This window comes from Phytopseudomonas daroniae (assembly GCF_004327275.1).
GTDB classification, from domain to species: domain Bacteria; phylum Pseudomonadota; class Gammaproteobacteria; order Pseudomonadales; family Pseudomonadaceae; genus Aquipseudomonas; species Aquipseudomonas daroniae.
This window is the reverse complement of sequence record NZ_QJUJ01000008.1, coordinates 244,397-270,321: the sequence shown is the minus strand read 5'-3', so window position 1 is coordinate 270,321 and position 25,925 is coordinate 244,397. Positions and strand designations below refer to the sequence as shown.

General features: G+C 61.7%; 27 protein-coding genes. 13 read left to right on the top strand and 14 right to left on the bottom strand.

Features of this window, described 5'->3' with window-relative positions; translation table 11 throughout:
- Positions 1-184: 184 nt before the first annotated feature.
- From msrQ to ilvC, 4 genes are all read right to left on the bottom strand, one after another.
- Entirely contained in the window at positions 185-805 is a 621-nt protein-coding gene (gene msrQ / locus DNK10_RS19125) for a protein-methionine-sulfoxide reductase heme-binding subunit MsrQ (RefSeq protein ID WP_131192654.1), read from the bottom strand.
- Positions 805-1,818 (bottom strand): protein-methionine-sulfoxide reductase catalytic subunit MsrP, encoded by a 1,014-nt coding sequence (gene msrP / locus DNK10_RS19120; protein WP_131192653.1) that lies wholly within the window; start codon positions 1,816-1,818, stop codon positions 805-807. Before msrP ends, msrQ begins: the two co-directional genes overlap by 1 nt.
- Positions 1,819-1,880: 62 nt before the next feature.
- Positions 1,881-2,696 carry a CDP-diacylglycerol--serine O-phosphatidyltransferase gene (pssA, locus tag DNK10_RS19115; RefSeq protein ID WP_131192652.1) on the bottom strand — a complete coding sequence of 272 codons (816 nt, stop codon included), beginning with the start codon at positions 2,694-2,696 and terminating at the stop codon, positions 1,881-1,883.
- Between the two features lie 154 nt (positions 2,697-2,850).
- Positions 2,851-3,867 carry a ketol-acid reductoisomerase gene (gene ilvC / locus DNK10_RS19110; protein ID WP_131192651.1) on the bottom strand — a complete coding sequence of 339 codons (1,017 nt, stop codon included), beginning with the start codon at positions 3,865-3,867 and terminating at the stop codon, positions 2,851-2,853.
- Positions 3,868-3,992: 125 nt separating this feature from the next.
- Between ilvC and ilvY the strand changes: the two genes are divergently transcribed.
- Positions 3,993-4,874, top strand: a complete 882-nt coding sequence (gene ilvY, locus DNK10_RS19105; protein ID WP_131192650.1) for an HTH-type transcriptional activator IlvY — start codon at positions 3,993-3,995, stop codon at positions 4,872-4,874.
- Positions 4,875-4,992: 118 nt separating this feature from the next.
- Here ilvY and ilvN read toward each other — a convergent pair whose 3' ends face one another.
- Together ilvN and DNK10_RS19095 are read right to left on the bottom strand one after the other, a co-directional pair.
- Complete coding sequence (gene ilvN, locus DNK10_RS19100) at positions 4,993-5,484, bottom strand: acetolactate synthase small subunit (RefSeq protein ID WP_131180322.1); 492 nt, start codon at positions 5,482-5,484, stop codon at positions 4,993-4,995.
- 1 nt (position 5,485) lies between these two features.
- Complete coding sequence (locus tag DNK10_RS19095) at positions 5,486-7,216, bottom strand: acetolactate synthase 3 large subunit (RefSeq protein WP_131192649.1); 1,731 nt, start codon at positions 7,214-7,216, stop codon at positions 5,486-5,488.
- Positions 7,217-7,762: 546 nt separating this feature from the next.
- Here DNK10_RS19095 and DNK10_RS19090 point away from each other — a divergent pair.
- Complete coding sequence (locus DNK10_RS19090; protein WP_131192648.1) at positions 7,763-8,197, top strand: DUF4124 domain-containing protein; 435 nt, start codon at positions 7,763-7,765, stop codon at positions 8,195-8,197.
- A gap of 17 nt (positions 8,198-8,214) precedes the next feature.
- Here DNK10_RS19090 and DNK10_RS19085 read toward each other — a convergent pair whose 3' ends face one another.
- From DNK10_RS19085 to mrcB, 3 genes are read right to left on the bottom strand one after another with little or no spacing between them, the layout of a single operon-like run.
- A complete protein-coding gene (locus DNK10_RS19085) occupies positions 8,215-8,544 on the bottom strand; it encodes a YqcC family protein (RefSeq protein ID WP_131192647.1) in 330 nt (109 codons plus the stop codon).
- Entirely contained in the window at positions 8,541-9,281 is a 741-nt protein-coding gene (locus tag DNK10_RS19080) for a tetratricopeptide repeat protein (RefSeq protein ID WP_131180318.1), read from the bottom strand. Before DNK10_RS19080 ends, DNK10_RS19085 begins: the two co-directional genes overlap by 4 nt.
- A 12-nt stretch (positions 9,282-9,293) precedes the next feature.
- Complete coding sequence (gene mrcB, locus DNK10_RS19075; RefSeq protein WP_131180317.1) at positions 9,294-11,612, bottom strand: penicillin-binding protein 1B; 2,319 nt, start codon at positions 11,610-11,612, stop codon at positions 9,294-9,296.
- A 119-nt stretch (positions 11,613-11,731) separates the two neighbouring features.
- Here mrcB and DNK10_RS19070 point away from each other — a divergent pair, with 119 nt between their 5' ends.
- The 5 genes from DNK10_RS19070 to DNK10_RS19050 all read left to right on the top strand — a co-directional run bounded on the left by DNK10_RS19070 (position 11,732) and on the right by DNK10_RS19050 (position 15,795).
- Positions 11,732-13,294, top strand: a complete 1,563-nt coding sequence (locus tag DNK10_RS19070; protein ID WP_131192646.1) for a bifunctional aminoglycoside phosphotransferase/ATP-binding protein — start codon at positions 11,732-11,734, stop codon at positions 13,292-13,294.
- Between the two features lie 213 nt (positions 13,295-13,507).
- Positions 13,508-13,864, top strand: a complete 357-nt coding sequence (locus DNK10_RS19065; RefSeq protein WP_131192645.1) for a pentapeptide repeat-containing protein — start codon at positions 13,508-13,510, stop codon at positions 13,862-13,864.
- Positions 13,865-13,966: 102 nt separating this feature from the next.
- Positions 13,967-14,239: a TfoX/Sxy family protein gene (locus DNK10_RS19060; RefSeq protein ID WP_131180314.1), complete on the top strand. Its 273-nt coding sequence runs from the start codon at positions 13,967-13,969 to the stop codon at positions 14,237-14,239.
- Between the two features lie 200 nt (positions 14,240-14,439).
- Positions 14,440-15,231: a Crp/Fnr family transcriptional regulator gene (locus tag DNK10_RS19055; RefSeq protein WP_131180313.1), complete on the top strand. Its 792-nt coding sequence runs from the start codon at positions 14,440-14,442 to the stop codon at positions 15,229-15,231.
- Between the two features lie 384 nt (positions 15,232-15,615).
- Positions 15,616-15,795 carry a hypothetical protein gene (locus DNK10_RS19050; RefSeq protein ID WP_131192644.1) on the top strand — a complete coding sequence of 60 codons (180 nt, stop codon included), beginning with the start codon at positions 15,616-15,618 and terminating at the stop codon, positions 15,793-15,795.
- 8 nt (positions 15,796-15,803) lie between these two features.
- Here the strand turns inward: DNK10_RS19050 and DNK10_RS19045 are convergent, their stop codons facing one another.
- Positions 15,804-16,994, bottom strand: coding sequence for a multidrug effflux MFS transporter (locus tag DNK10_RS19045; protein ID WP_131192643.1), 1,191 nt, complete (start codon positions 16,992-16,994; stop codon positions 15,804-15,806).
- Positions 16,995-17,164: 170 nt separating this feature from the next.
- On the opposite strand from DNK10_RS19045, the gene DNK10_RS19040 reads away from it, so the two are divergent.
- Positions 17,165-17,785, top strand: a complete 621-nt coding sequence (locus DNK10_RS19040) for a TetR family transcriptional regulator (RefSeq protein ID WP_131192642.1) — start codon at positions 17,165-17,167, stop codon at positions 17,783-17,785.
- Between the two features lie 45 nt (positions 17,786-17,830).
- Here DNK10_RS19040 and DNK10_RS19035 read toward each other — a convergent pair whose 3' ends face one another.
- Positions 17,831-18,043, bottom strand: coding sequence for a heavy-metal-associated domain-containing protein (locus tag DNK10_RS19035; protein ID WP_131180309.1), 213 nt, complete (start codon positions 18,041-18,043; stop codon positions 17,831-17,833).
- A gap of 142 nt (positions 18,044-18,185) precedes the next feature.
- Here DNK10_RS19035 and DNK10_RS19030 point away from each other — a divergent pair, with 142 nt between their 5' ends.
- From DNK10_RS19030 to cueR, 3 genes are all read left to right on the top strand, one after another.
- On the top strand, positions 18,186-18,572 hold the full coding sequence (locus tag DNK10_RS19030; RefSeq protein ID WP_131192641.1) for a hypothetical protein: 387 nt from the start codon (positions 18,186-18,188) through the stop codon (positions 18,570-18,572).
- 95 nt (positions 18,573-18,667) lie between these two features.
- The gene (locus tag DNK10_RS19025; protein ID WP_131192640.1) at positions 18,668-21,064 is read left to right on the top strand and encodes a heavy metal translocating P-type ATPase; all 2,397 of its coding nucleotides are present in this window, start codon (positions 18,668-18,670) and stop codon (positions 21,062-21,064) included.
- Positions 21,065-21,069: 5 nt separating this feature from the next.
- The gene (gene cueR / locus DNK10_RS19020) at positions 21,070-21,501 is read left to right on the top strand and encodes a Cu(I)-responsive transcriptional regulator (protein ID WP_131192639.1); all 432 of its coding nucleotides are present in this window, start codon (positions 21,070-21,072) and stop codon (positions 21,499-21,501) included.
- Here cueR and DNK10_RS19015 read toward each other — a convergent pair.
- The 3 genes from DNK10_RS19015 to DNK10_RS19005 all read right to left on the bottom strand — a co-directional run bounded on the left by DNK10_RS19015 (position 21,477) and on the right by DNK10_RS19005 (position 23,663).
- A complete protein-coding gene (locus DNK10_RS19015) occupies positions 21,477-22,073 on the bottom strand; it encodes an HAD family hydrolase (protein ID WP_131192638.1) in 597 nt (198 codons plus the stop codon). The two genes, cueR and DNK10_RS19015, sit on opposite strands and share 25 nt — an antisense overlap.
- A 44-nt stretch (positions 22,074-22,117) precedes the next feature.
- The gene (gene tesB, locus DNK10_RS19010; protein ID WP_131180304.1) at positions 22,118-22,987 is read right to left on the bottom strand and encodes an acyl-CoA thioesterase II; all 870 of its coding nucleotides are present in this window, start codon (positions 22,985-22,987) and stop codon (positions 22,118-22,120) included.
- Between the two features lie 121 nt (positions 22,988-23,108).
- Positions 23,109-23,663 carry a GNAT family N-acetyltransferase gene (locus DNK10_RS19005; RefSeq protein ID WP_131192637.1) on the bottom strand — a complete coding sequence of 185 codons (555 nt, stop codon included), beginning with the start codon at positions 23,661-23,663 and terminating at the stop codon, positions 23,109-23,111.
- A 47-nt stretch (positions 23,664-23,710) separates the two neighbouring features.
- Between DNK10_RS19005 and DNK10_RS19000 the strand changes: the two genes are divergently transcribed.
- Both DNK10_RS19000 and DNK10_RS18995 read left to right on the top strand, forming a co-directional pair.
- Positions 23,711-24,631: a histone deacetylase family protein gene (locus DNK10_RS19000; protein ID WP_131192636.1), complete on the top strand. Its 921-nt coding sequence runs from the start codon at positions 23,711-23,713 to the stop codon at positions 24,629-24,631.
- A gap of 29 nt (positions 24,632-24,660) precedes the next feature.
- Positions 24,661-25,905, top strand: coding sequence for a TIGR03862 family flavoprotein (locus DNK10_RS18995; protein WP_131192635.1), 1,245 nt, complete (start codon positions 24,661-24,663; stop codon positions 25,903-25,905).
- Positions 25,906-25,925: the final 20 nt, after the last annotated feature.

Here is a 25,925-nt window from a genome sequence, read left to right as displayed (position 1 = left end):
CCTGATCGAGCCATCAACAGTGCCACTCAAACCACCCTGTCGATGCCGGCGCATTCTACTCGAATTCGCCGTCCGTGCAACCTTTATTTTCTTCTAACTGCCTGATTAACAAGGAGTTTTCAGATCATGCCGCACCGGAAGTGGTGCGCATTATAGGCAACCTGGTTCTCAGGTCAACGGTTATTTACACTTTTGCCGAAGATTCCGCCCTCTTCCCCGTGATACGCGGGATTCGGCGCATCACCGGCGGGATACGCAGCATCAGTAGCAGGCTACCAATGACTGCATAAACAGCCCATTCTTCGAGATCAGCCCGCACAACCCACAACATATGCAGCAATCCGAGAGGCAGGATCAGGTAGATGAGGCGATGCAGCTTCTTCCAGAACTTACCAAGACGGCGCTGGCTGTACCGGTTGGACGTGACTGCCAGTAGCAGCAGGCCGAACAACGCGATGGCACCGACGATGATGTAGGGCCGCTTGCGCAATTCAACGGCCAACTGCGACCAGTCCAATCCAAGAATGAATACGGCGTATACCATCAGGTGCAGTACAGCATAGGCAAAACACCAGAGGCCGAGCTGGCGACGCACGGAAATCCAGCCAGACCATCCACTCACTTTCTGCAGCGGCGTCATGCTCAGCGTGATGAGCAACAGGATCAGCGTTCCCAGCCCGAGCCGTTCGACCAACACCTTGCCCGGATCAGGCCCCAGGGCGAAGATCCAGGCCTGGTACAACCAATAGAGCGGCCAGACCGCAGCCAGCAAAAATACGCAAAGCCGCCAGTACGGATGCCGCATCAATAGTTCTTCCGCAGATCGAGATTGCTGTAGAGCCCGGCGACTTCTTCCGAGTAACCGTTGAACATCTGGGTTTCGCGCACATTGGGACTGAACAGCCCGCTGGGTAGACGCCGCTCGCGAGCCTGCGTCCAACGAGGGTGGTCGACGTGGGGGTTCACATTGGCATAGAAGCCATACTCCTGCGCCGCGATACTTTGCCAGGTCGTCTTCGGCTGCTCGCCGACCAGACTGATACGGACGATGGACTTGATGCTCTTGAAGCCATACTTCCACGGCACAACCAAACGTAAGGGCGCTCCGTTCTGGTTAGGCAGTTCACGGCCATACATGCCCACTGCAAGAATGGCCAGTGGGTGCATCGCTTCATCCAGGCGCAGCCCTTCTACATAAGGCCAATCGATCAGACCGAAGCGCGAGCGCTGCCCCGGCATGCTGTCGGGGTCATTGAGGGTTTCGAAGCGAATGAATTTCGCCGCAGACGTTGGCTCCACCTTATTGAGCAACGCGGAGATGGGGAAACCGATCCAGGGAATCACCATCGACCAGGCTTCGACGCAGCGCAGCCGGTAGATGCGCTCCTCCAATTGATAGGGCTTGATGAAGTCGTCCAGCGCATAACGCCCTGGCTTGCCAACCTCACCATCGACCACCACAGACCAGGGCTCGGTTTTCAGGCTGCCGGCGTTTGCCGCGGGATCCGACTTGTCCGGGCCGAACTCATAGAAGTTGTTGTAGTGGGTGGCATCACGAAACGGTGTCACGGCTTCACCGTTGACGGTTACCGCCTCCCACTTGGTCGCGGCGATACGCTCGGCCAGCCAGGCGGGTGCTTGCCCGGCCTCGACATCCGCATAGCGTTCGGCAGCCGATGACTGCGCCCACGCCGGGACGCTGCCAAGCGCCATACCGGCGGCGGCTGCCGACATAAAGGTACGGCGGGAAAGGTAAACGGATTCGGAGGTGACATCAGACTCGTTGCATTCGGATGCACGGGGGAGCTTGATCAGCATGGTGACTCCGCAGTATCGGGACAGGCATGCCCAATAGACTACGGAGTCTGGAGGAAATTACATCACTCGTTGGTCTGGCGACGACGCAGACGCAGCAGGTACTGGATCGGACCAGAAACCGCATAGGCGAGGAAGATCAGCAGCAAGATGCGCGGTGGATCGCTGAATACCACAGCGAATACCAGCACCACGGCAAGAATCGCCACGAACGGTACGCGACCTTTCAAGTCGAGGTTCTTGAAGCTGTTGTATTTGATATTGCTGACCATCAGCATGCCGGCCGCTGCGACGAGGATCGCCACCACGAAGGCCATGTTGGAGCCTTTGATGCCAAAATCACTGAACGCCCACACGGTACCGGCCACGACACCAGCAGCTGCAGGACTGGCCAGGCCGATGAAATAGCGCTTGTCGACACTGCCGATCTGGGTATTGAAGCGGGCCAGGCGTAATGCAGCACCGGCTACATAGATGAAGGCGACCATCCAGCCGACCTTGCCCATACTGCCGAGCGCCCATTCGAAGGCCAGCAATGCCGGTGCGACACCGAAGGCGACCATGTCGGAGAGCGAATCGTATTCGGCGCCAAAGGCGCTCTGGGTATTGGTCAGGCGCGCGACGCGACCATCCAGGCCGTCCAGCACCATGGCCACGAACACCGCCGCGGCGGCTACATAGAAGTTGCCGTTCATCGCGTTGATGATGGCGTAGAAGCCGGCGAACAGATTCGCGGTCGTGAACAGATTGGGCAACAGGTAGATGCCGCGATGGCGAACCTTCCGCCCCTCGTCGTCGTGCCCTTCCTCAATATGTTCGTCGATGGGCAGTAAGCTTTCATCGTCCTTGGACGATTTTGGCTCTTGCGGACGCTCGCTCATGAACAACACCTTGCTACGGATTTGAATTTTCGACCGAGTCGCTGGGCAAGCGTTCGCCCTGACGTCGGCATTAGCGTTCGGGCTTTATACCAGAAGCCCGCCCCATAACGAAAAAACGCGGCCAGGGCCGCGTTCTTTCTCGATCGGGTTCGACTTAGTTTTTCGACTTGTCGACGATCTTGTTAGCCGAAATCCACGGCATCATCGAACGCAGTTGCTCGCCGATGATTTCGATACCGTGAGCGGCGTTGTTACGACGCTTGGCGGTCATCGATGGGTAGTTGGTAGCGCCTTCGCTGATGAACATCTTCGCGTATTCGCCGTCCTGGATGCGCTTCAGAGCGTTGCGCATGGCCTGACGGGATTCGGCGTTGATGACTTCCGGGCCGGTCACGTACTCGCCGTACTCGGCGTTGTTGGAGATCGAGTAGTTCATGTTGGCGATGCCGCCTTCGTACATGAGGTCAACGATCAGCTTCAGTTCGTGCAGGCATTCGAAGTAGGCCATTTCCGGCGCGTAACCGGCTTCGACCAGGGTTTCGAAACCGGCCTTGACCAGTTCGACGGTACCACCGCACAGAACGGCCTGCTCGCCGAACAGGTCGGTTTCGGTTTCGTCCTTGAAGGTGGTTTCGATGATACCGGTACGGCCACCGCCAACGCCCGAAGCATAGGACAGAGCGACGTTCTTGGCATTGCCGGAAGCGTCCTGATAGACCGCGATCAGGTCAGGAATACCGCCGCCTTTGACGAACTCGGTACGTACGGTGTGGCCCGGGGCCTTCGGCGCGATCATGATCACGTCGAGATCAGCGCGCGGAACGACCTGGTTGTAGTGAATGGCGAAGCCGTGGGAGAACGCCAGGGTAGCGCCCTGCTTGATGTTCGGCTCGATCTCGTTCTTGTACAGCTGGCCCTGGAACTCGTCCGGAGTCAGGATCATCACCAGGTCGGCGGCAGCGACGGCGCTGGCCACGTCGGTGACTTTCAGGCCATGGGCTTCGGCCTTGGCGATGGTGGCCGAGCCTTTACGCAGACCGATGGTCACGTCGGCGCCGGAGTCTTTCAGGTTGCAGGCTTGGGCGTGGCCCTGGGAGCCGTAACCGATGATGGCGACTTTCTTGCTCTGGATGATGGAGAGGTCGCAATCTTTGTCGTAATAAACTTTCATGTTCTTAGCTCTTTTGAATCGAAAAGGATGGGGTGCTGGCACCACTACAGAGGCACCTTAAGTGATCCTTCCCATTGCGTAAAATGATATATTTGCAACACAACATGCCAATATATGAAACGCTCATGGATAGCCACTCACTCAGGCTCTTTCTTTCCCTGGCGGATAACCTGCACTTCGGCAAAACCAGCCGCGAGCAGCACGTCAGCCCCTCCGCGCTCAGTCGCAGCATCAAGCAACTCGAAGAGGAACTCGGCGCTCCCCTGTTCGTGCGCGACAATCGCTCAGTACGGCTGACCCGCGAAGGACAACAGTTCCGCGAGTACGCAAGCGATGTCATGAACGGCTGGCAGGCGATTCGTCAGACCTTCAGACAGGATCAGCTGATCCTGCATGGAGAGCTCTCCCTGTATTGCTCGGTGACGGCGAGCTACAGCTTCCTCTACGACATCCTGAGCAGCTTCCGACAGGCCTACCCGCGCATCGAAATGAAGCTGCATACCGGCGATCCGGCGAAGGCCGTCGAGCGCGTGCAACTGGGGCTGGAAGATCTTGCCATCGGCGCCCTCCCCGACAGCTTGCCGGCCGGCATCGTCTTTCAATCGATCACTCGCTCGGAGCTGCGCTTCATCGGTCCGCAGTCTCCTCAACTGTTGACTGAAGAACAGCTCAGGCACCCCGGGGCGGAAAGCTGGCAGGACGTGCCGATGATTCTCTCGGAAGAAGGCCTGGCCCGAACCCGTACCGATCGCTGGCTGAAAAGCCACAACATCAAACCGCGGATCTATGCCCAGGTGAGCGGCAACGAAGCCATCGTCAGCATGGTGAGCCTGGGGTTCGGTATCGGTGTGGTGCCGCAGATCGTGCTGGACAACAGCCCATTGGCCGCACGCATCCGCCTCTACGATATCCAGCCGCCATTGACCGCCTACGACATTGGCCTGTTCGCACTGGAAAAGCGTCTCAAAGACCCACTGATCGCCGCCTTCTGGAACCGCCAGCAGTAAATTTTCGGCAAAAAATGACCGGATGCCATTTTTGACGTCGCCTGCGACGACCAGCAGGGTGGTCGCCAGAGAGGGCAAAAAAAACCCCGCACTGGGCGGGGCTTCTTCAACGTCGCGATCAGATACTCAGTACCTTGTCGCCACGGGCGATACCGGTGACGCCACTGCGTACGGTTTCCAGGATCAATGCGGTGCCGATGGCCTGGATGAAGCTGTCCAGCTTGTCGCTGGTACCGGCCAGCTGGATGGTGTAGACGCTCGGCGTCACATCGACGATCTGCCCACGGAAGATGTCGGTAGTGCGCTTGACCTCGGCGCGCTGGGCGCCAGTGGCCTTGACCTTTACCAGCATCAGCTCGCGCTCGATGTGAGCGTTTTCCGAGAGATCCACCAACTTGACCACTTCGATCAGCTTGTTGAGGTTCTTGGTGATCTGCTCGATCACGTCATCATGGCCAATCGTGGTCAACGTCAGGCGCGACAGAGTCGGGTCTTCGGTCGCCGCCACGGTCAGGCTTTCGATGTTGTAGTTGCGCTGGGAGAACAGGCCGACCACACGCGACAAGGCTCCCGGTTCGTTTTCCAGCAGCAGGGAAATGATATGACGCATGTCAGGTACGCTCCGTCTTGCTCAGCCACATGTCGCGCATCGCCCCACCCCGAATCTGCATCGGGTAGACGTGCTCGCTGGTATCCACGGCGATGTCGAGGAACACCAGGCGGTTCTTCATCGCGAAGGCTTCTTCCATCTTCGGCTTGAGGTCTTTCAGATCCGTGATGCGTATGCCCACGTGCCCGTAGGATTCGGCCAACTTGACGAAATCGGGCAGCGACTCCATGTAGGAATGCGAGTAACGGCTGCTGTACTGCATGTCCTGCCACTGGCGAACCATGCCCAGCGCGCCGTTGTTGAGGTTGACGATCTTCACCGGCAGGTCGTACTGCAGGCAGGTCGACAGCTCCTGGATGTTCATCTGGATACTGCCTTCACCGGTGACGCAAGCCACGTCGTTATCCGGGAAGTTCAGCTTGACGCCCATGGCCGCCGGGAAACCGAAGCCCATGGTGCCCAGACCGCCAGAGTTGATCCAGCGGTTCGGCTTGTTGAACCTGTAGTACTGCGACGCGAACATCTGGTGTTGACCAACATCGGAACTGACGAAGGCATCACCTTTGGTGACCTCGTACAGCGTCTCGATCACGGTCTGCGGCTTGATGATGCTGCCGTCACCCTTGTTGTACGGGAACAGACCGCGATTACCGCGCCATTCCTCGATCTGTTTCCACCAGGCGGCCTGCGAGTCTTTATCCGGGTTCTGCTCGATTTCCTTGAGTGCGGCGACCATCTCGCTCAGCACGCTGTCGACCGGGCCGACGATCGGGATATCGGCCTTGACCGTCTTGGAGATCGACGCAGGGTCGATGTCGATATGAATGATCTTGGCGTTCGGGCAGAACTTGGTCGCGTTTTCACCATTGATGACCCGGTCGTCGAAACGCGCACCGACTGCCAGGATGACGTCGGCGTGGTGCATGGCCAGGTTGGCGGTGTAGCTGCCGTGCATGCCCAGCATGCCGACGAACTGACGGTCATCGCCCGGGTAGGCGCCGAGGCCCATCAAGGTGTTGGTGACTGGCACGTTCAGCGCGCGGGCCAGTTCGGTCAGGTGGGCCGAGGCGCCACCGAGAATCACGCCGCCGCCGGAATAGATGATCGGACGCTTGGCCGCGATGAGCATTTCCGCCGCTTTGCGGATCTGCCCCGAATGGCCACGAACCGCCGGACTGTAGGAACGCAGTTTGACCTTCTTCGGGTAGCTGTATTCGAACTTCTGGGTCGGATCGCCCATGTCCTTGGGAATATCCACGACCACCGGACCAGGACGACCGGACTCGGCGAGGTAGAAAGCCTTCTTGATCACTTCGGGGATTTCCGAAGGATGCTTGATGATGAAGCTGTGTTTCACGATCGGGCGGGAGATGCCGACCATGTCGACTTCCTGGAAGGCATCGGTGCCAACCACGGTACTGGCCACCTGACCGGAAAGGATCACCATCGGGATCGAGTCCATGTAGGCGGTGGCGATACCGGTAACGGCATTGGTCGCGCCAGGGCCGGAGGTCACCAGCACCACGCCGGCCTTGCCGGTGGCACGGGCATAGCCGTCCGCCATATGGGTCGCCGCCTGCTCGTGGCGAACCAGGATGTGGGTCACTTCCGGTTCTTTGAACAAGGCATCGTAGATGTGCAGGAGGGCACCACCCGGATACCCATAGATGTACTTAACGCCTTCGTCACGCAACGAGCGGACGACCATTTCAGCGCCGGATAAAAGCTCCACGTTGTTCACCTCTAAAACGCCAGAAAACCGCCCTTTTGCAGGTACGGCCCGAGTAGGTTTACTGTCAGCAGAGCATGAGCGACTGTGGTCGCCGACTACGTCAGCTACAACTGAGCAAGTATTGGGAGAATCCCTGATGTGTTGCGGGACTTTCCCACCCAGCGCGAGGTAACGCGTTGCGGGTGTAACGAAAGGTCGGCGCGGGTAGCGCCTCATGTCTACTGAGCTGAAGCCAGCTTGCGGCTGACCCCACTGCAGCGAGCATTCGATTGTTGTTATTCGAAGACGGCAAGTCAAGTGATCCGTGATGGAATATGCGATTCACAGGGGATATCCAGGCCCGCTGAAGTATCGAGAACGCCGTGATGTGCGAAAAACCCATGCCGATGTGAAGCAGCGCAGGATGGACAGGCAACCGATTTGGTTATAGTAACCGGCAGATACTCCGCACGCGCCGCCACGAGCGTCCACTGCGCGAAGCACAGACCATGAAACCCCCGTTCCGGCCCCCGCAAGGTTCGGCAACAGCCCTAATAAGGAAGTCCCATGCGCCGCATGATCCTCACCACCAGCCTGGCGCTCGCTCTGAGCACCACCGCCCTGGCTGGCCAGGTATACAGGTGGGTCGACGCCCAGGGCGTCACCCATTTCAGCGAACAACCACCGCAAGGCCAGCAAGCCACCACGGTAAATACGGCCACTCCCCCACCGCCCTCCACCGAGCCAAAACCGACGCCGACCTTTGAGAACATCGCCGACCCGGAACAGGCGGCGATCGACGCCAAGGTCAAGCAGGAGGTGGCCGAACAGGAAACGCAACGCCGCAAATATTGCGAGAGTCAGCGCAACAACCTCGCGCAGCTGGAAAACAACCCGCGGGTGCGCGTGGAGGATGCTGGAGAAATGCGCCGTCTTGGCGAGGAAGAACGCCAGCAGCGGATCGCCGAGAGCAAGAAGGCGATCGAAGAGAACTGCAAGTAACGAGAAAGACTGCGGCCTCAGCCCGCAGTGATGAGCCGGTCGAAATCGCGCAGAGCCTGGAACAATTCGGCCGCAGCGCGATTGTCGGCACCATAGACGTGCTCGGCCATGGGCAAGATGCCGGACACGGCCGGCAGATCGGCGCCCGCCTCGATGATGGCTTTCATGCGTGGCAGGAAGATCCATTGCAGCCACTGAGCGAAGTCCAGCGTATCCACGCAGAACGGCTGCTCACTGGCCAAGGCCTGCTCGCTCGGTGCAGATGTATCCCACCAGCCTTGCGTCCGCAACGCACGCTCGACCAGCAACAGCTGGTCGGCGATATCGGTTACTCGTGCCGCTGTCACAGATTGACTCGCGCACGCTCACGAGCCTGGGCGGCACCTGCGGCATCACCCTGCTGCTCACGGGACTTGGCGATCAGATCCCACAGGCTCGCCTGCAGAGCCGGACGACCACTGGCATAGCTCAGACCACGGCGGGCGAACTGCTCGGCCTGGGCGGCATCGCCCTGAGCCAGGCGCACTTCCGCCAGACGATAGAGCACCTGCGGTTCACGCGGGGCGATACGCTGCGCGCGCTCCAGACTGGAAGCCGCACCATTGAGGTCGCCACCAGTCTGCTGCTGTTGCGCACTGGTCAGCAACGCCAGCACCGGGCCGTCCAGTTGCTCATCGGCAGCCAGACCACCACTGTTGCCACTGGGGATGCCGCTTGGTATGGACGGCTGAGACTGTGGCGCACTGCCGTATGTCGCCGAACCCAAAGGCTCGCTGCTCAGCGGCGGCTCGTCGAACGTCAACCCACCACTGTTGGTGGGCGCGCCAGCTGGCGCAGCATAGGTATCGATCGGCGTAGACGGGTTACCACCCGGCACCATCACCACCACACCGGAATCATCCGGAGCGGACTGAGACTGCTGCTGCGTCGGCGCCGGTGCATTGCTGTAGCCATTGCCCGAGCCATCTTCCTGCTCGTAAGCAGACGAGCCGGAGTCTACGACCGGAATGGAACCACGCGGTACGCTGGCACAACCTCCCAGCACCACCGAGGCAGTCAAAACGGGAATCAACCACTTACTCACGTCAAACCTCTCTTATTCCAACCAGCCACGCACCCAATCCATCACCGAGTCGACGGGTGCCTGAATACCACAACCAGGCCCGGGAGCCGGCTCGCTGCCGCGAATATACGGCATCTGTACGGCACCCGGACAATTCTCTGCCGAGCCTTGCCCGGTCGCTGCATCCACCCACGCCTGCACCACATTGTCCGGCATCGGCATGTCCAGCGGCAGCGGATCGGCCCGACGCATGAAGCCCGTCCAGGCCTGCAGCGCGCCGGTCGCCCCGGTAAATGGCGTCGGCCCGTTATCGTCACGGCCCATCCACACCACAGCCAACAGATCCTGACTGAAGCCGGCAAACCAGCTGTCGCGCGAATCGTTACTGGTACCGGTTTTACCCGCCAGCGTCAGCGAGCCTGGCAACTGGCTGTATACCGAGCGGCCAGTGCCTTCACGCATGGTACGTTGCATGGCGTTTTGCAGCAGGTAGATCGAGCCCGCGTCGAAACGCTGCTGAATCTGGTACGGGTAGCGCTTGAGCGGCTCGCCCTCGGCGGTCAACACGCTGCGGATACCGCGCAACGGCGTATTGAAGCCACCGCTGGCGAGGGTCTGGTACATGCCCGTCACTTCAAGTGGCGTCAGCGCACCCGCGCCCAGCAACATCGAAGGATAGGCCGGCCACTGCCGCGACACGCCCAAACGCTCCAGGGTTTTGAGCACGTTCGGCACGCCCAGTTCCAGGCCCAACTTGGCAGAGGACAAGTTGTAGGAGTTGGCCAGCCCCTGATACAGGTAAATGCTGCCATGGGCCTTGCGATCGTAGTTCTGCGGCCTCCACACCTGACCATCCTGGCCCTTCACCGAGAACGCCTCATCCAGCACACGAGTGGTCAGGGTGTACTGACTGGGGCGCTCGAGAGCAGTCAGGTAGATGGCCGGTTTGATCAGCGAGCCAATAGGCCGCACCGCGTCCAGCGCACGGTTGAATCCGGCAAAACGCGGCTGACGGCTGCCGATCAGCGCCTGGATTTCACCGGTCTCCGGATTGGTGACCACCATGCCGGCTTCAACCTGATCAGAGTCCTTGCGCCCGGCCTGACGCTTGAAGGTTTCGGCCAGGGCATCTTCGGCCTTGAGCTGCAGGATCGGATCGAAACTGGTGAAGATACGCAGCCCTTCTTCGGTCAAATCTTCGTCACGGTAATCCTGACGCAACTGACGCCGCACCAGATCGAGGAAAGCCGGGAACGAGCCATTGGCCATGCTACCGCGCTGAGTCACACCGAGTGGGCGCTCTTTCGCGGCCGCAGCTTCCTCCGGCGACACCACACCCTGTTCGACCAACAGATCGAGAATCAGGTTGCGGCGGCTCAAGGCCCGCTCTGGATTGCGCCGCGGATTATAGAAGGTCGGCCCCTTGACCATGCCCACCAACAGCGCCACCTGGTCAAGCTTGAGTTCGGACAGCGGCTGGCTGAAGAAGTACTGGCTGGCCAGGCCGAAGCCGTGCACCGCGCGCTGGCCGTCCTGGCCGAGGAACACCTCGTTAAGATACGCCTCGAGAATTTCGCGTTTGTCGTAATGCAGTTCCAGCAATACCGCCATCATCGCTTCAGTGATCTTGCGGGTCAGGCTGCGTTCGTTGGTCAGGTAGAAGTTCTTCACCAACTGCTGGGTCAGGGTGCTACCGCCCTGGCGGAGCTGGCCGGCAGTGGCGTTGACCCACACCGCACGGGCGATGGATTTCGGCGACACCCCGAAATGGCTGAAGAACTCGCGATCTTCGACCGCCACCAGCGTTTCCACCAGATAGGCAGGCACCTGATCGAGCTTGATCAGCACGCGGTCTTCCTGATGCGCGGGATACAGACCGCCAATCAGCATCGGCTCCAGACGCGCCACGGCCAGGTCTTTGCCGTCGGCCTTGGTCAGCGAAGCGACGTAGTCGCCGGAGAAACGCACGTTGACCTGCTGTGCCTGCTCTGCGCTCTCGTAGAACTGGAAACCACGCGAGTGCAGGGAAATGTTGTTACCCGACACGGCAACGGCACCGGGCCCGCTCGCCGAGTTTTCACGGCGGTAGCCGAGGGCATCCATTTCCTTGAGGAGGTCGTCCTTGGCCAGCTTCTGGCCGACGAACAGCTCCAGCGGCCGGGCATAGACCTTGGCCGGAACGGTCCAGCGCTTGCCGGAGAATTTCTCCTGAACGATGGCATCGAGGTAAACCGCGAAACCGGCGAACAGCACCAAGCCGACCAGGCCGAGCTTTATAGCCCAGCCCAGCAAGGGGCGCATGCCACGGGGGCGGCGTTTGGAACGGGAGCGGGAAGATCGAGTACGAGTCATGGCGCGGCATTATACGCACTTTGCGAAACGCCGGCAGGCACAGCCTAGCGGTTTGCAGCCTGGCAATGAGGGGCCATAATGCGTGCCTGTTCTCCTCCTTTCCAAGCCAAGGATCACCCGTGAGCCAAGCCCTGATTACCGCCCTGCAGAACCCGGCCCTTTATCCGCACCCGGTGGACGGTTTCAGTGTCATCGAGACCCATATTTCCTGGGTTGTGCTGACTGGCCCTTACGCTTACAAGATCAAGAAACCGGTGGATTTCGGCTTCCTCGATTTCACCTCCCTGGAGTCCCGCCAGCACTTCTGCCAGGAAGAGCTGCGCCTCAATCAGCGCCTGACCCGGGATTTGTATCTGGAGGTGTTGCCGATCAGCGGCAGCGTCGACGCCCCACGACTGGACGGCGCAGGTTCGATCATCGAATACGCATTGAAGATGCGTCAGTTCCCTCAGGAGCAACTACTGGCTCAGGTGCAAGCTCGGGGTGAGTTGAACGAAGCTCATATCGACGCACTGGCCAAACAGATCGCCGACTTTCACCGTGAAACGCCTCAAGTCGCGATCGACCACTCGCTATGCAATGCCACCGCCATCGTCGCGCCGTTGCGGCAGAACTTCGAGCAGATTCGCCCGATGCTCAGCGACAAGGCCGACCTGCAACAGCTGGATGCCCTGGAAGCCTGGGTGGAAACCAGCCTCGAGCGGCTGTGGCCCGATCTGGAAGCCAGAGCCCGCGAGGGTTTCATCCGCGAGTGCCACGGCGACATTCACCTGGGTAACGCAACGCTGCTGGACGGCAAGGCCACTCTGTTCGATTGCATCGAGTTCAACGAACCGTTCCGCCTGACCGACATCGCACTGGATACTGCCTTCCTGGTCATGGATCTGGAAGACCGCGGCCTCAAGTGCCTGGCGCGGCGCCTGCTCAACAGTTGGCTGGAGCATACCGGCGATTACGGCTCGCTCAAGCTGTTCAATATCTACAAGACCCACCGGGCGCTGGTGCGCGCCAAAGTCGCGCTGTTCCGCCTCGGCCAGGAGCAGGATGCCGTGCAACGGGCGGTGATTCTGCGTCAGTACCGCGGCTACGTCGGCCTGGCGGAAAGCTACAGCGCTATCCCTGCACGCTTTCTGGCTATCACCCGCGGTGTTTCAGCGGTCGGCAAGAGCCAGGTGGCACTGCGCCTGGTCGAGGCGCTCGGCGCGATACGCATCCGCTCGGACGTCGAGCGCAAGCGCCAGCTGGGCAAGCAACAGGCAAGCGTCACCAATCAGCTGAATACCGGCATTTATAGTGAAGATGCCAGCAAGGCGATCTATGAGCGTTTGAACCAACTGGCCGATCTGGCGCTGCATGCGGGTTACCCGGTTGTGCTGGACGCCACCTTCCTCAAGCGTCCCCAGCGCCAGGCGGCCCAGCTTGTCGCCGAAGAAACCGGCGTACCCTTTCTGATCCTCGACTGTCAGGCACCCGATTCGGTGATTACCAGCTGGCTGCAGCAGCGCCGGCAACAGGGTGACGATCCCTCTGACGCCACACTGGAAGTGATAGAAGCCCAGCGTGCCGGACAGGACGCCCTGGATGAAACCGAGCTGGCTCACTACAAGCGGGTTGATACCCACGACAGCGCCAGCCTCAACGAACTGATCAGCGCCATTCGCCAGCGCTTCCCGAACCTGTAAACCTGGCGAGCAGCGCCGCCAAGCCGCTCTATAGGGCACCTCTAAAAATGTAGGCGAGGCGGTCAGCACAAGGCAAAAACAGGCGAAAAAGCGGAGTTTACGAGCTGTAAATGAGCATTTTTAGCCTGTTTTTAACGCAGTGATGACAACGCAGGTAGTTTTTAGAGGTGGCCTATACTGGCAGTGAGCCCCCTCCTCCGGATCACTGCCATCATGAGCCAACCGCACCAGCTGGACACCCCGCTCTACCGCCTGCTGCACGAAGATGACGTCGCCGCTTTCAATGCGCAGCGCCCGCAAGGCGTTGCCATCGACCTGAGCGGCGGCGACTTCCGCGGCCTCGACCTGCGTACTCTGGACGCCGAAGGCATCGACTTTCGCAATGCCTACTTCCGCAGTGCCGACCTGCGCGGCGTGGATCTACGCACCGCGCAACTCGAAGGAGCCAGCATTGCCCATGCGCAGATATCCGGTGCCTATTTCCCGGCCGAGCTGAGCGCTGACGAAATTCTCATGTCGATGAACTTCGGTACACGCCTGCGCTATCGGACTCATCCCAACCACCTGTAGCAATGTGTAACGCTCCGTCCTGAACCAACGGCCGCTACACTTTCTCCCAGTAGTGCGGCCATGCAGCACCCACCTGCAAAACGGTCGCGAAAAGGAGATTCCGTGAACGACGAATTGCAGCATCTCAAGAACCTGGGCAAGACCTCGTCGCAGTGGCTTCACGCGGTAGGCATCCACAATGTCACTGATCTGCGCCGCTACGGCGCGGTCGATGCTTACAGGGCCGTCCGGGCACGCGGATTCAGAGCCTCCAAAGTCCTGCTCTACGCCATCGAAGGCGCTTTGCTGGACATTCACTGGAGCGAGTTGCCGCCAACCCGCAAGGAAAGCCTCAACCTGCAGCTGGAAGAAGCGGCGAACGACGCCAAGATCTAGTTCTGCCCCAGCCGATCGCTTCGTTTCCCAAAGCTAACGAGGCCGCCCCACGGAGAACAGAGGCTTCGGTAACTCTGCGCTGGCGAAGAACACGCGTTGGTTCACAACCTCCAGCAAGACCGATTTACCTGAAGCGCGGCGACGATTATCGTCCCAGGGATTTTCGTGCGTACCCAGCATGAGCAGCTCAAGGAACCAGCATGTATCTACTCGGGGAACAACCGGCCTACGCCGACCAACTGATCAGCCGATTGCAAAGCATCCCCGGGAAGTTACTCGATGGGCTCAGCCCCTGTGGCGCAGCACTACACCTCGAGCGCAGTGAGGATCTGACCCGCGAGCTGCCCGGTAACCAGTTGTTCATCATCGACAACGGCTTGCTGCATGCACTGGTCGACGAGCGACCGCTGTTCTATCTACAGGAAGGCGATCTGGTCGGCCTGCGTCAGGGTATCGACCTACCCACCTGCCGCTATACCAGCGACGAGCCGGTGACCCTGACTCCCTATTCACGCAGCGCAGTGTTCAAGCACATCTACGCCAGCGAACCTCGCCAGGAGCTGTTCATCCAGTACCTCGTAGGTCATACCGCCCTGCTCTCGGATGCTCTGGCGCGCATCAAGCAGCCAGAAGTACGCCCGACCACCGGTTTCAAGCATTTCGCCAAAGGCGATGCGCTGATCAATCAGGGCGACGAGGCCGATCATGTATTCATCATCATCGAAGGGCACGCCGAAGCCTTCGTCGATGGCGTGAAGGTGGGGGATGTGCAGAAAGACGAGATCTTCGGCGCCATGGCCGTGTTCACCCATGAGAAGCGCAGCGCCACGGTTATCTCCAGCGAAGCCTGCACGGTGATGGTGATCCCCAAGGATCAGTTCCTCAGCCTGATGGAAAGCAATCCACGCATCGCCCACAGCCTTGTCGAGAGCATGGCCCGGCGCATCGACCTGCTCAATAAGGAAATTACTCAGCTACGCCAGCCTGGCTGAAGTCAGCCACGCTTACAGATGCCCCGGCCATGCGCCGGGGTTCTTCGTTTCAGACTGCAGAAAATCGCTATGGCGACGATGAGGGAAAATAATTTCCAAATAGCTGTTGACTATGTAATGAGAATTGCTATTATTTGCATCAGCTGATCGCGAGATCGGCCGATAACCTAAAGAGACCTTAGGTCGGACTCTTCAGATTATCTCCTCATCAGGCTAATCACGGTTATTGACCCGGCTCTTTGCCGGGTCTTTTTTTGCCTGCGAAAAATGACTTTGCAAGTACACCATGAGCAAGCCGTGACGTCCGTCGCTTCATTGATCTGCATCAGAGCAACTACGCCAGTAGCAGCTAGACTGTTCGCACGCTCACTGGGAGACACCATCATGGATATCCGGATACGTGCGTTGAAAGGCCCTCTCGGCACTCACTGGCAAGTCAGCCTCGACAGGCATCAGGTCAGCTTTCGCAGCGAAAACGAAGCGCGCCAGTTCGTGGCGACTCTCGAAGCGAGGGTGCAGGCGCCCCATGCGCTGCCGGCGGCCGGACAACGCATGGCGAGCTGAGCCATCGGTCAGCCGTGCGGGTGCCCGGCCCGTTGCTCCGCCCAGCGGGTGAAGCGCGAAGCCAGTACCGCCAGCACGCCGCAACAGAAGATCACCACCGCCATTGGCACGGCGCTGCCGTCATGCAGCACGCCGACCATGGACGCGGCGGTCGCCGCGATGGTGAATTGCAGGCTGCCCATCAGGGCCGACGCGCTCCCTGCGTGGCGCCCCTGCCCGGCCATCGCACAGGCGGAGGTATTCGGTAGCAGGATCCCCAACGACGCGATGCAGCCGAACAGCGGCACCAGCAGCGGCCACAGCGATTGGCCATGCAACCAGGACAACAGCAGCAACACCGCGCCACACCCCAGGTAGAACCAGACGATGCGCCTGGCCCAGTAGGCCGGCCCTTGGCGTGATACCAACCATGCGTTGAGCTGCGCCGCCAATATGAAGCCGGCAGCATTGGCGCCGAACAGCCAGCCGTAGTGTTCTGTCGCAACGCCATAGAGCTCGATGAACACGAAGGGTGAGCCGGCGATGTACGCGAACATGCCGGCAATCGCCAGACCGCCAGTCAGGGCGTGGCCGATAAAGGGCAGATCGGCGAACAGCCGGCGATATTCGCCGAGCGCGCCACGCAGCGGTGGCGGCTCGACATCGGGGTTCAGGGTTTCCGGCAACCACAGGAACAGGGCGACCAGGCAGGTCGCACTGAACAGCATCAGGCAGACGAAGATCGACGGCCAGCCGAACAGGTTGAGCAGCAAACCACCCGCCACGGGTGCGAGAATCGGTGCCAGCCCCATCACCAGCATCAGTTGCGAGAAAACCTTGGCCGAGCTGATCGGATCGCACAGATCGCGTACCACGGCCCGCGACACCACCATGCCGGCGCAACCGCCAAGGGCCTGCACGAAGCGCGCGACGATCAGCCACTCGAGAGTGGGCGCCACGGCACAGGCCAGCGAGGCCAGGGTGAACAGGGACACACCGACGAGCAGCGGTATGCGCCGCCCGAACCGATCGGCCAGCGGCCCATAGAGCAACTGTCCGATGGCCAGGCCGGCAAAGTAGGACGCCAGGGAGAGCTGGACATGCTCGGTGTCGGTGTCGAACGCCAGCGCCAGGGCGGGAAAGCTGGGCAGATAGAAATCGATGGCTAGCGGGCCGAAGGCACTGAGTGCCCCGAGGATCAGCAACAGGCGAAACGTCATTTGCAAGGTACTCGACGAGTGTCCCAACCCAGGCTGGGTCAACGGGCGGAGCGCTTGACGCCCCTGAAAGAGTGAACGCCGACAATTACATACAACTTCGTCTGTAAAACAAACCTTAGGGGCGAAAAATAATTACACTCGCCTTTCCTGAACCGATTGATTCCTGCCGTATGCGTCGAACCAAAGAACAAGCAGAACAGACCCGCAACACCATTCTGGCATCCGCCGAGATGCTGTTTCTGGAAAAGGGTGTCGCCCACACCAGCCTGGAGCATATCGCCAAGCACGCTGGCGTTACGCGTGGCGCGGTGTATTGGCACTTCCAGAACAAGGCCCACTTGTTTCACGACATGCTCAGCCAGGTACGCCTACCCCCGGAGCAACTGGCCAGACACCTGCAGGAGAGCGACTCCGGCGATGCGTTGCAGTCACTGCGCGAGCTGTGTGTCGAAGGTATCGCCAGCATCGCCCTGGACGAGCAGAAGCGGCGCATCTTCACGGTGCTGCTACACCGCTGCGAGTTCACCGAAGAACTGCGCGAGGCGGAAGAACGCCATGAAGCCTTCATCAATCAGTTCATCGACCTGTGCGAGGCGATCTTCGCCCATCCGTCAGCGCAATCGCGATTGCGCCCAGGCATGACGCCGCGCCTCGCTGCCCGCACCGTGCACGCACTGATCGTCGGCATGCTCAGCGACTGGCTGCGCGACAACAGCCTGTTCGACCCGCAGAGAGACGGGCCGGTGATGGTCGACGGGCTTTTCCGCGGCTTGATACACGACTGGAATTAGAAGCGGCTGGCAACGCGGCCTGACCGAGCCTCGCCATTGGCTAGCCTAGGTTCGGGCCGCTGGCACCGCCTCGGCCTTATAGCCTTCGTCGATAATCGCGGCGAGCACCTGATCGACCGGATGCGAGGTTCGCACCCTGACCTCGCCTGCGGCCAGATCGACCTGCACCTGTGCCGAGGCGTCGATGGCCTGTACGGCGCCGGTGATCGCCCGCACACAATGGTCGCATGTCATCCCTTCCACCTTGAATACCTTCATCGTCATCTCCTCTGCCCGCCAGGGCAATCGTTCGAACGGTGAGGGAGTATCGAGCTTGCCATCGGGTCAAGGTCAAGCATCACCTTGTTGAACGCGGTAACCTCGGCCAAGCTCAGAAAACTCCACTGCTACTGGTCTGACCATGTCCCGCCTCCTGCTCTCCCTGTTTCTTGCCCTGCCCTTGCCAGCCCTCGCTCAGGTGCTGCCGTCACATACCACCATGGGCGATGGCTATGCCGTGCTGATCGTTTCCCGCGAGCGCCTGGAAGTGGCATCGCCATGCGAGTTCGGCGTCTACCTGCAGGATCAACTGGCCGCGCGACTGTTTCAGGGCCAATCGGTGTCCTTCAATCTGCCGCCGGGCGAGGTATCGGTTCGCCTGGGCATGATCGGTACGGAGAACTGCCAGGCAGGCATCACCCCGCTCGATAGCCAGCGGCTGAGCCTGCAAGCCGGCGAAATCCGCCGTTATCGCATTGGCCTCAGCGCCTCTGGCCCATACCTGACGCCTGCGCCACCCAGCCAGTGAGCCGTGCCGGACACGGCAGCGGTTTCGGGGCTTGACCTTACCCATATGTCAAGGTTGATCCTGTGCCTATCAGCCAGGATCCATCGGAGCTCGTCATGCCCACATCGTCCACTCTCGATCTGCCGATCAGCGGCATGACCTGCGCCAGCTGTGCCGGCCGGGTCGAGCGCGCCTTGCGAAGCGTAGCGCAGGTCAACACCGCCAGCGTCAACCTGGCCAGCGAGCGCGCACGCGTCGAGGCGCCTGCCGAGCAACTGCCAGCACTGGTGGCGGCAGTCGAAAAGGCTGGCTACGAGATCCCCAGGGAAACGCTGGATCTGGCCATCGAGGGAATGACTTGCGCCAGTTGCGTGGGCCGCGTCGAGCGCGCACTGAGCAAGCAGCCTGGGGTGCTGTCGGCCAGCGTCAACCTGGCGACCGAACAAGCCCAGGTGCAAGTGGTCGCGGGGATGGACACACAAACGCTGCTCGCCGCCGTGTCAGCTGCGGGTTATTCGGCCAGCCCCGTGGATATCCAGCAAACGGACAACGACGCTGCCGATAGACGCCTGCAAGCCGAACGCTGGCGACTGATACTGGCGCTGCTACTGGCAACGCCACTGGTTCTCCCGATGTTGCTGGCGCCTTTCGGCGTGCATCTGATGCTACCGGCCTGGGTGCAGTTCCTGTTGGCCACCCCCGTGCAGTTCGTGCTCGGTGCGCGCTTCTACCGGGCCGCCTGGAGCGCGCTGCGCAGCGGTGCCGGCAATATGGATCAACTGGTCGCCCTGGGCACCAGTGCCGGTTATGGCCTGAGCCTCTATCAATGGGCGATCACCCCGGCGGGTCATATGCCGCACCTGTATTTCGAAGCCTCGGCGGTGATCATCGCCCTGATCCTGCTCGGCAAATACCTGGAGAGCCGCGCCAAACGCCAGACCACCTCCGCCATCCGCGCCCTGCAGGCACTGCGTCCCGACCAAGCGGTGCGCCTGCTCGATGGTGTCGAACAGCGAGTAGCCGTCAGCGCGCTTAGCCTCGGCGACCAGGTACTGGTTCGGCCTGGTGAGCGTTTTCCGGTCGACGGCAAGGTGCTGGAAGGTAACAGCCACGCCGACGAAGCATTGATCAGCGGCGAAAGCCTGCCGCAAGCCAAGGCGCCGGGCGACCCGGTGACCGCCGGCGCGATCAATGGCGAAGGTCGCCTGCTGATCGAAACCACCGCCCTTGGCGCAGAAACCGTACTGTCGCGGATCATCCGCCTGGTAGAGGACGCGCAGGCCGCCAAGGCGCCGATCCAGAAACTGGTGGACAAGGTCAGCCAGGTCTTCGTACCGGCCGTGCTGCTGATTGCACTGCTGACACTGGTCGTCTGGCTGGCCCTCGGTGCTGGTCTGGAAAACGCCCTGCTCAATGCCGTGGCCGTGCTGGTCATCGCCTGCCCTTGTGCCCTGGGCCTGGCGACGCCAACGGCGATCATGGCCGGCACCGGCGTGGCGGCTCGGCACGGCATTCTGATCAAAGATGCCGAAGCCCTGGAGATCGCCCATGGCGTCACTGTGGTGGCGTTCGACAAGACCGGCACCCTGACATCCGGCACACCGCGCATCGCTCACCTGCACACCGTCGGGGTCGAGACGAACCAGGCATTGCTCCTGGCGGGAGCCCTGCAGCAGGGCAGTGAGCATCCATTGGCCAAGGCGGTGCTGCAAGCTTGCGAAGAGGCGCACATCAAGCCACCGCCGGTGATTGCCAGCCAGGCGTTGGCTGGTCGTGGCATTGCCGGGCAGGTCGAGGGACAGTTGCTGCAGTTGGGCAATCGTCGCCTGTTGCTGGAAAGCGGCGCCAGCGAACCAGCCGAACTGGCAACTGCTGCGCAGGCCTGGGAAGCGGAGGGACGCACGCTGTCCTGGCTGATCGAGCATGACGCATCAGCACACGTGCTTGCGCTGTTCGCCTTTGGCGATACCTTGAAGGACGGTGCCCGCGAGGCCATCACCGAGCTCGGCAGGCGGCACATCGTCAGCCACCTGATCAGTGGCGACAACCAGGGCAGTGCGCAAGCCGTCGCCCGCCAGCTCGGCATCGACTCGGTTCATGCTCAGGTGCTGCCCGCGGACAAGGCGCGCATCGTCGGTGAGCTGAAAGCCTCTGGCGTAGTGGCCATGGTCGGCGACGGTATCAACGACGCCCCTGCCCTGGCGGCGGCGGATGTCGGTATCGCCATGGGTGGCGGCACCGATGTGGCGATGCAGGCCGCCGGCATTACCCTGATGCGTGGCGATCCACGCCTGGTACCCGCGGCACTGGACATCGCCCGGCGCACCTACGCCAAGATCCGCCAGAACCTGTTCTGGGCCTTCATCTACAACCTGGTGGGCATTCCCCTGGCCGCTTTCGGCCTGCTCAACCCGATGCTGGCCGGCGCGGCGATGGCGCTGTCGAGCGTCAGTGTGGTGAGCAATGCCCTGCTGCTGAAAACCTGGCGACCCAACGACTCGAGCGAGGAGTAACGCAGATGAATATCGGGCAGGCGGCCAAGCACACCGGCCTTAGCGCCAAGATGATCCGCTACTACGAAGCCATCGGCCTGCTGCCCAGCGCCGGGCGCAGCGAAAGTGGCTATCGCCAGTATGGCGACGATGACCTGCAGCGCCTGCGCTTTATTCGCCGCGCCCGTGACCTGGGATTTTCTCTCGCCGAGTCGGGCAAGCTGCTGGCGCTATGGCACGACCGGGATCGGGCCAGCGCCGATGTAAAAGCCCTGGCCGTCGAGCATATCGACGCGCTCAACGAGAAGATCGCCGAACTCGAAGCCCTGCGCGATACGCTGCAGAATCTGGTGAATCACTGCCAGGGCGATCATCAACCCGACTGCCCGATTCTCGATGACCTGCAAGCGGGTGACGGGTGCTGCCAACGCACTCAGGCGCCCAGCGACAGCCGCTGAAGCGCCGAGCAATCCGCGACGAAATGATCGGTCAGTTCCGGCCAGGGGTTGGCCGGCAGGTTGACCAGCACCGTAGCGGTGCCTGCGGCACGGCCACTCGCCAGATCATGACGGTGATCGCCGACCATCACCATGTCCCGTGGTGCCACCTGCCAGCGGTCGGCCAAGTGCAGCAGACCGCCTGGATCGGGCTTGGGCGGCGCTTCGTCACGACCGAGAATGTCGAGCGTCGCGAAGCAGTCATCCAGGCCGATGGCCTGCAGGGTCAGCAGCGCCAGCTCTCGGGCGTTACGGGTCAGGATGCCAAGGCGCAGCCCCCGCGCGTGCAGCGCTCGCACCAATGCCACGGCACCTGCCGCTGGCCGGGATGCGATGGCCAGTTCCCGCTCGTGCTCGAGCAGCCAGGCATGCTTGGCCCGCGAGACGTCCGGGGGCAGCGCTGCCAGGTGATGAAGGATGTCGTCCTCGGGCGGGATGTCCAGGGCCATGCGGATAACGGAAAAATCATGCACGGCGATGGTCAGGGTGCCGTCCATATCGAAGACCCAATGGGTATAGCGCTGCAGACTCATTACCCCTCCGGCAGGACAATATCGAATAGCCGCTGCGAAACCGCTCAGCGCCAGTCTTCGCGCAAGCGGATCAGGCCTTCCTGCGCAACCGAGGCAACCAGCTGGCCCTGACGGTTGAACACACTGCCGCGGGAGAAACCGCGGGCATTGCCTGCCCAGGGGCTGTCCATGGCGTAGAGCAGCCAGTCGTCCATGCGCAGGTTGCCGTGGAACCAAATGGAGTGATCGAGGCTGGCGACCTGCATGAATTTCTGCCACACCGATACGCCGTGGGGCAGCATCGAGGTGGTCAGCAGATTGAAGTCCGAGGCGTAGCCCAGCAGGTACTTGTGGATGGCGGGCGTGTCCGGCAGCTCGCCGTCCGCGCGGAACCATACGTACTTGACCGGCTCGCTGCGCTGCGGCGCGAACGGGTTGTCGACGGTGACCGGGCGGATGTCGATGGGTTTGTCGAACAGCACACGCTCACGTACCCGCGGCGGCAGCGAGTCAGCCACCAGGCTGGCCAGTTCGGTTTCCGAACGCAGCCCTTCCGGGCCTGGTACATCGGGCATCTGCTCCTGATGGTGGAGTCCTTCCTCCAGGTACTGGAACGAGGCGCTGCAGGTGAAGATCGCCTTGCCCTTCTGCACCGCCGTCACCCGGCGGGTGCTGAAGCTGCCGCCGTCACGCACGCGGTCGACCTGATACACCACCGGCAACGTGGCATCGCCAGGGCGCAGAAAGTAACCGTGCAGCGAATGCACGTGGCGATCCGCCTCGACCGTCTGGGAGGCCGCCGACACGCATTGCCCCAGTACCTGGCCACCGAAGAGTTGGCGAAAGCCGAGATCCTGGCTGACGCCACGGAACAGGTTTTCCTCGATGGCCTCAAGGCTCAGCAACGCCACCAACTCTTGCAGGACTTGACTCATAGCGGTTCTCCACGGCCCTTGACCAGGGCAATACTGCGACACGCGCGGGGTGCGCGGACGGTGAATGGTAATGCCTTTGCGGGCCGTCAGGAATATTGGCATGGCGGCAGAGACGACAGGCTCAGCCCCGCTTCGGCCATCCGTTTCGCGTCATCTCGTACAGCAGGTGCTGGCGTAGCGGGTGCCCGGGCGCCAGCGCAGGGTGTTCGAAGCCGCCAGCCGGCCGCATGCCGAGCACCTGCATCACTCGCTGCGATGGCGTATTCACGGTAGCGGTGAAGGACACCACCCGCTCCAGCGCCAAGCGGCCAAAAGCGCAATCCAGAGCGGCGCGAGCGGCCTCCTGTGCATAGCCCTGCCCCCAATGACCCGGCACCAGTCGCCAGCCAATCTCCACCGCTGGCTTGAAGGGAGCCTCGAAGCCAACATGGGCCAGCCCGGTGAAGCCGATAAAGCGCCCATCCTCACGACGCTGCAACGCCCAGAAGCCGAAACCGTGCTGCCTGAAGTGCTGCTGCAGACGCGCCAGTAACACCATGCTCTGCTCGCGGCTCAAGGGTGCGGGAAAATAGCGCATCACCTCAGGGTCAGCGCACAACGTCGCCAGCTCGCTCAGGTCTTCGTCATGCCAGGCGCGCAGGTTCAGGCGTGGCGTCTGCAGCTCGATCACATCCATTTCGCTTCTCGTGCATACTGCTCAGGGTTCACCAACGCCGCCATTGTATGCCCCTGCCGCTGATCTACCACGACGACTACAGCCCGCCCTTTCCAGAGGGCCACCGCTTCCCGATGGAGAAATTCCGTCTGCTGCGCGACCACTTGGTGGACAGCGGACTGACTCGGGATGTCGACCTGCTGCGCCCGGAAATCTGCCCCGCGGACATCCTCGCCCTCTGCCATTGCCCCGCCTATGTAGAGCGTTACCTGAACGGCGAGCTGAGCGACGAGGATCAGCGCCGCCTGGGCCTGCCGTGGAGCCCGGAGCTGGCTCGACGCACCGTGCGGGCAGTCGGCGGCTCGCTGCTGGCCACCGAGCAGGCCCTGCACCACGGCCTGGCCTGTCACCTGGCGGGCGGCACCCACCACGCTCACTACGATTACCCGGCGGGTTTCTGCATCTTCAATGATCTGGCGGTGATCGCCCGCTACCTGCTGGAAAGCGGCAAGGCGCAGCGAGTGCTGATCTTCGACTGCGACGTGCACCAGGGTGATGGCACGGCGCGCCTGCTCGCCGATACGCCGGACGCGATCACCGTATCCTTGCACTGCGCGCAGAACTTCCCGGCGCACAAGGCCGCCAGCGACTGGGACATTCCCCTGCCCCGGGGCATGGGCGACAGCGACTACCTGCGGGTGGTCGACGACAGCCTCAACTACCTGCTACCCCTCTATCAGCCGGATATCGTGCTCTACGACACCGGCGTCGACGTACACCGCGACGATGCCCTCGGCTACCTGCAACTCACCGACGCCGGCCTGGCCGCCCGCGACGAGGCCGTGCTGCAGCATTGCCTGGGCCGCGACATTCCCGTGGTCGGCGTGATCGGTGGCGGCTACAGCAAGGATCGCCACGCCCTGGCCCGGCGCCACGGCATCCTCCACCACAGTGCCGCGCGGGTATGGCAGCAACGAAGCCTCGGGTAAACTTCTCCCTTTGCCCAACCGATGCCACCATGACCGACATTCTCACGCCCTCCTCTCACTCGGTCGCCATCATCGGCGGCGGCCCAGCCGGCCTGATGGCCGCCGAGGTACTGGCAGGTGCCGGCCTGCGCGTCGAACTGTTCGATGCCATGCCATCGGTGGGGCGTAAATTCCTCCTCGCCGGCGTCGGCGGCATGAACATCACTCACTCCGAGCCCTACCCGGTTTTCGTCGCTCGCTACGGCGAACGCCAGCCGCAGATCGACAAGCTGCTGCAAGACTTCGACGCCGATGCCCTGTGCGACTGGATTCATGGCCTTGGCATCGAGACCTTCGTCGGCACCTCGGGTCGCGTGTTCCCCACCGACATGAAGGCCGCGCCGCTGTTGCGCGCCTGGCTCAAACGCCTGCGCGAAGCAGGCGTGCATTTGCATACCCGACACCGCTGGCTGGGCTGGAATGCCGATGGCAGCTTGCGGCTAGACACACCAGAGGGCGACCGCTCGATCCATGCCGATGCCGTGTTGCTGGCCCTGGGCGGCGGCAGTTGGCCGCGGCTCGGCTCCGATGGCAGTTGGGTCGCACATCTGCAACAGGCCGGCGTACCCATCGCCCCGCTGCAGCCCAGCAACTGCGGTTTCGATGTGGACGCCTGGAGCTCATTACTGCGCGAAAAATTCGCTGGCGCGCCGCTGAAGAACGTCGCCCTGGGCCTGGCTGGCGAAGCGCAGCGCCAGGGTGAGTTCGTACTCACCGCCACGGGCATCGAGGGCAGCCTGGTGTACGCCCTGTCCGCCGGGATTCGCCAGCGCATCAGTCGTGACGGCAGTTGCACGGTGCATCTCGACCTGCTGCCACAACGTAGCGAAGAAGCCTTGAGCAAGGCCCTGAGCAAACCGCGCGGCTCACACTCCATGGCCAAACACCTGCATCGCCAGGCCGGGCTGGATGGCGCCAAGGCTGCACTGCTACGTGAGCTGGCCCCCGCCGAACACTTCGTCGACCCTGGACGCCTGGCCGCCTCGATCAAAGCCCTGCCCATCCAGCTGCGCCAACCGCGCCCGCTGGAGGAAGCGATCAGCAGTGCCGGTGGCGTGCCGTTCGAAGCCCTCGACAAGGGGCTGATGCTGACCACCCTGCCCGGCACCTTCTGCGCCGGCGAAATGCTCGACTGGGAAGCACCCACCGGCGGCTATCTGCTCACTGCCTGCTTCGCCAGCGGCCGCGTAGCCGGCCAGGGCATCGCGCGCTGGCTACGAAACAACACCCGATAACCCACGGATCAGGAGGATCC

Excerpts from the sequence above, each read along its gene's own strand:
- msrQ (WP_131192654.1), bottom strand. The coding sequence starts at position 805 with ATGCGGCATCCGTACTGGCGGCTTTGCGTATTTTTGCTGGCTGCGGTC.
- msrP (WP_131192653.1), bottom strand. The coding sequence starts at position 1,818 with ATGCTGATCAAGCTCCCCCGTGCATCCGAATGCAACGAGTCTGATGTC.
- pssA (WP_131192652.1), bottom strand. The coding sequence starts at position 2,696 with ATGAGCGAGCGTCCGCAAGAGCCAAAATCGTCCAAGGACGATGAAAGC.
- ilvC (WP_131192651.1), bottom strand. The coding sequence starts at position 3,867 with ATGAAAGTTTATTACGACAAAGATTGCGACCTCTCCATCATCCAGAGC.
- ilvY (WP_131192650.1), top strand. The coding sequence starts at position 3,993 with ATGGATAGCCACTCACTCAGGCTCTTTCTTTCCCTGGCGGATAACCTG.
- ilvN (WP_131180322.1), bottom strand. The coding sequence starts at position 5,484 with ATGCGTCATATCATTTCCCTGCTGCTGGAAAACGAACCGGGAGCCTTG.
- DNK10_RS19090 (WP_131192648.1), top strand. The coding sequence starts at position 7,763 with ATGCGCCGCATGATCCTCACCACCAGCCTGGCGCTCGCTCTGAGCACC.
- mrcB (WP_131180317.1), bottom strand. The coding sequence starts at position 11,612 with ATGACTCGTACTCGATCTTCCCGCTCCCGTTCCAAACGCCGCCCCCGT.
- DNK10_RS19065 (WP_131192645.1), top strand. The coding sequence starts at position 13,508 with ATGAGCCAACCGCACCAGCTGGACACCCCGCTCTACCGCCTGCTGCAC.
- DNK10_RS19055 (WP_131180313.1), top strand. The coding sequence starts at position 14,440 with ATGTATCTACTCGGGGAACAACCGGCCTACGCCGACCAACTGATCAGC.
- DNK10_RS19050 (WP_131192644.1), top strand. The coding sequence starts at position 15,616 with ATGGATATCCGGATACGTGCGTTGAAAGGCCCTCTCGGCACTCACTGG.
- DNK10_RS19045 (WP_131192643.1), bottom strand. The coding sequence starts at position 16,994 with ATGACGTTTCGCCTGTTGCTGATCCTCGGGGCACTCAGTGCCTTCGGC.
- DNK10_RS19040 (WP_131192642.1), top strand. The coding sequence starts at position 17,165 with ATGCGTCGAACCAAAGAACAAGCAGAACAGACCCGCAACACCATTCTG.
- DNK10_RS19035 (WP_131180309.1), bottom strand. The coding sequence starts at position 18,043 with ATGAAGGTATTCAAGGTGGAAGGGATGACATGCGACCATTGTGTGCGG.
- DNK10_RS19030 (WP_131192641.1), top strand. The coding sequence starts at position 18,186 with ATGTCCCGCCTCCTGCTCTCCCTGTTTCTTGCCCTGCCCTTGCCAGCC.
- DNK10_RS19025 (WP_131192640.1), top strand. The coding sequence starts at position 18,668 with ATGCCCACATCGTCCACTCTCGATCTGCCGATCAGCGGCATGACCTGC.
- cueR (WP_131192639.1), top strand. The coding sequence starts at position 21,070 with ATGAATATCGGGCAGGCGGCCAAGCACACCGGCCTTAGCGCCAAGATG.
- DNK10_RS19015 (WP_131192638.1), bottom strand. The coding sequence starts at position 22,073 with ATGAGTCTGCAGCGCTATACCCATTGGGTCTTCGATATGGACGGCACC.
- tesB (WP_131180304.1), bottom strand. The coding sequence starts at position 22,987 with ATGAGTCAAGTCCTGCAAGAGTTGGTGGCGTTGCTGAGCCTTGAGGCC.
- DNK10_RS19005 (WP_131192637.1), bottom strand. The coding sequence starts at position 23,663 with ATGGATGTGATCGAGCTGCAGACGCCACGCCTGAACCTGCGCGCCTGG.
- DNK10_RS19000 (WP_131192636.1), top strand. The coding sequence starts at position 23,711 with ATGCCCCTGCCGCTGATCTACCACGACGACTACAGCCCGCCCTTTCCA.
- DNK10_RS18995 (WP_131192635.1), top strand. The coding sequence starts at position 24,661 with ATGACCGACATTCTCACGCCCTCCTCTCACTCGGTCGCCATCATCGGC.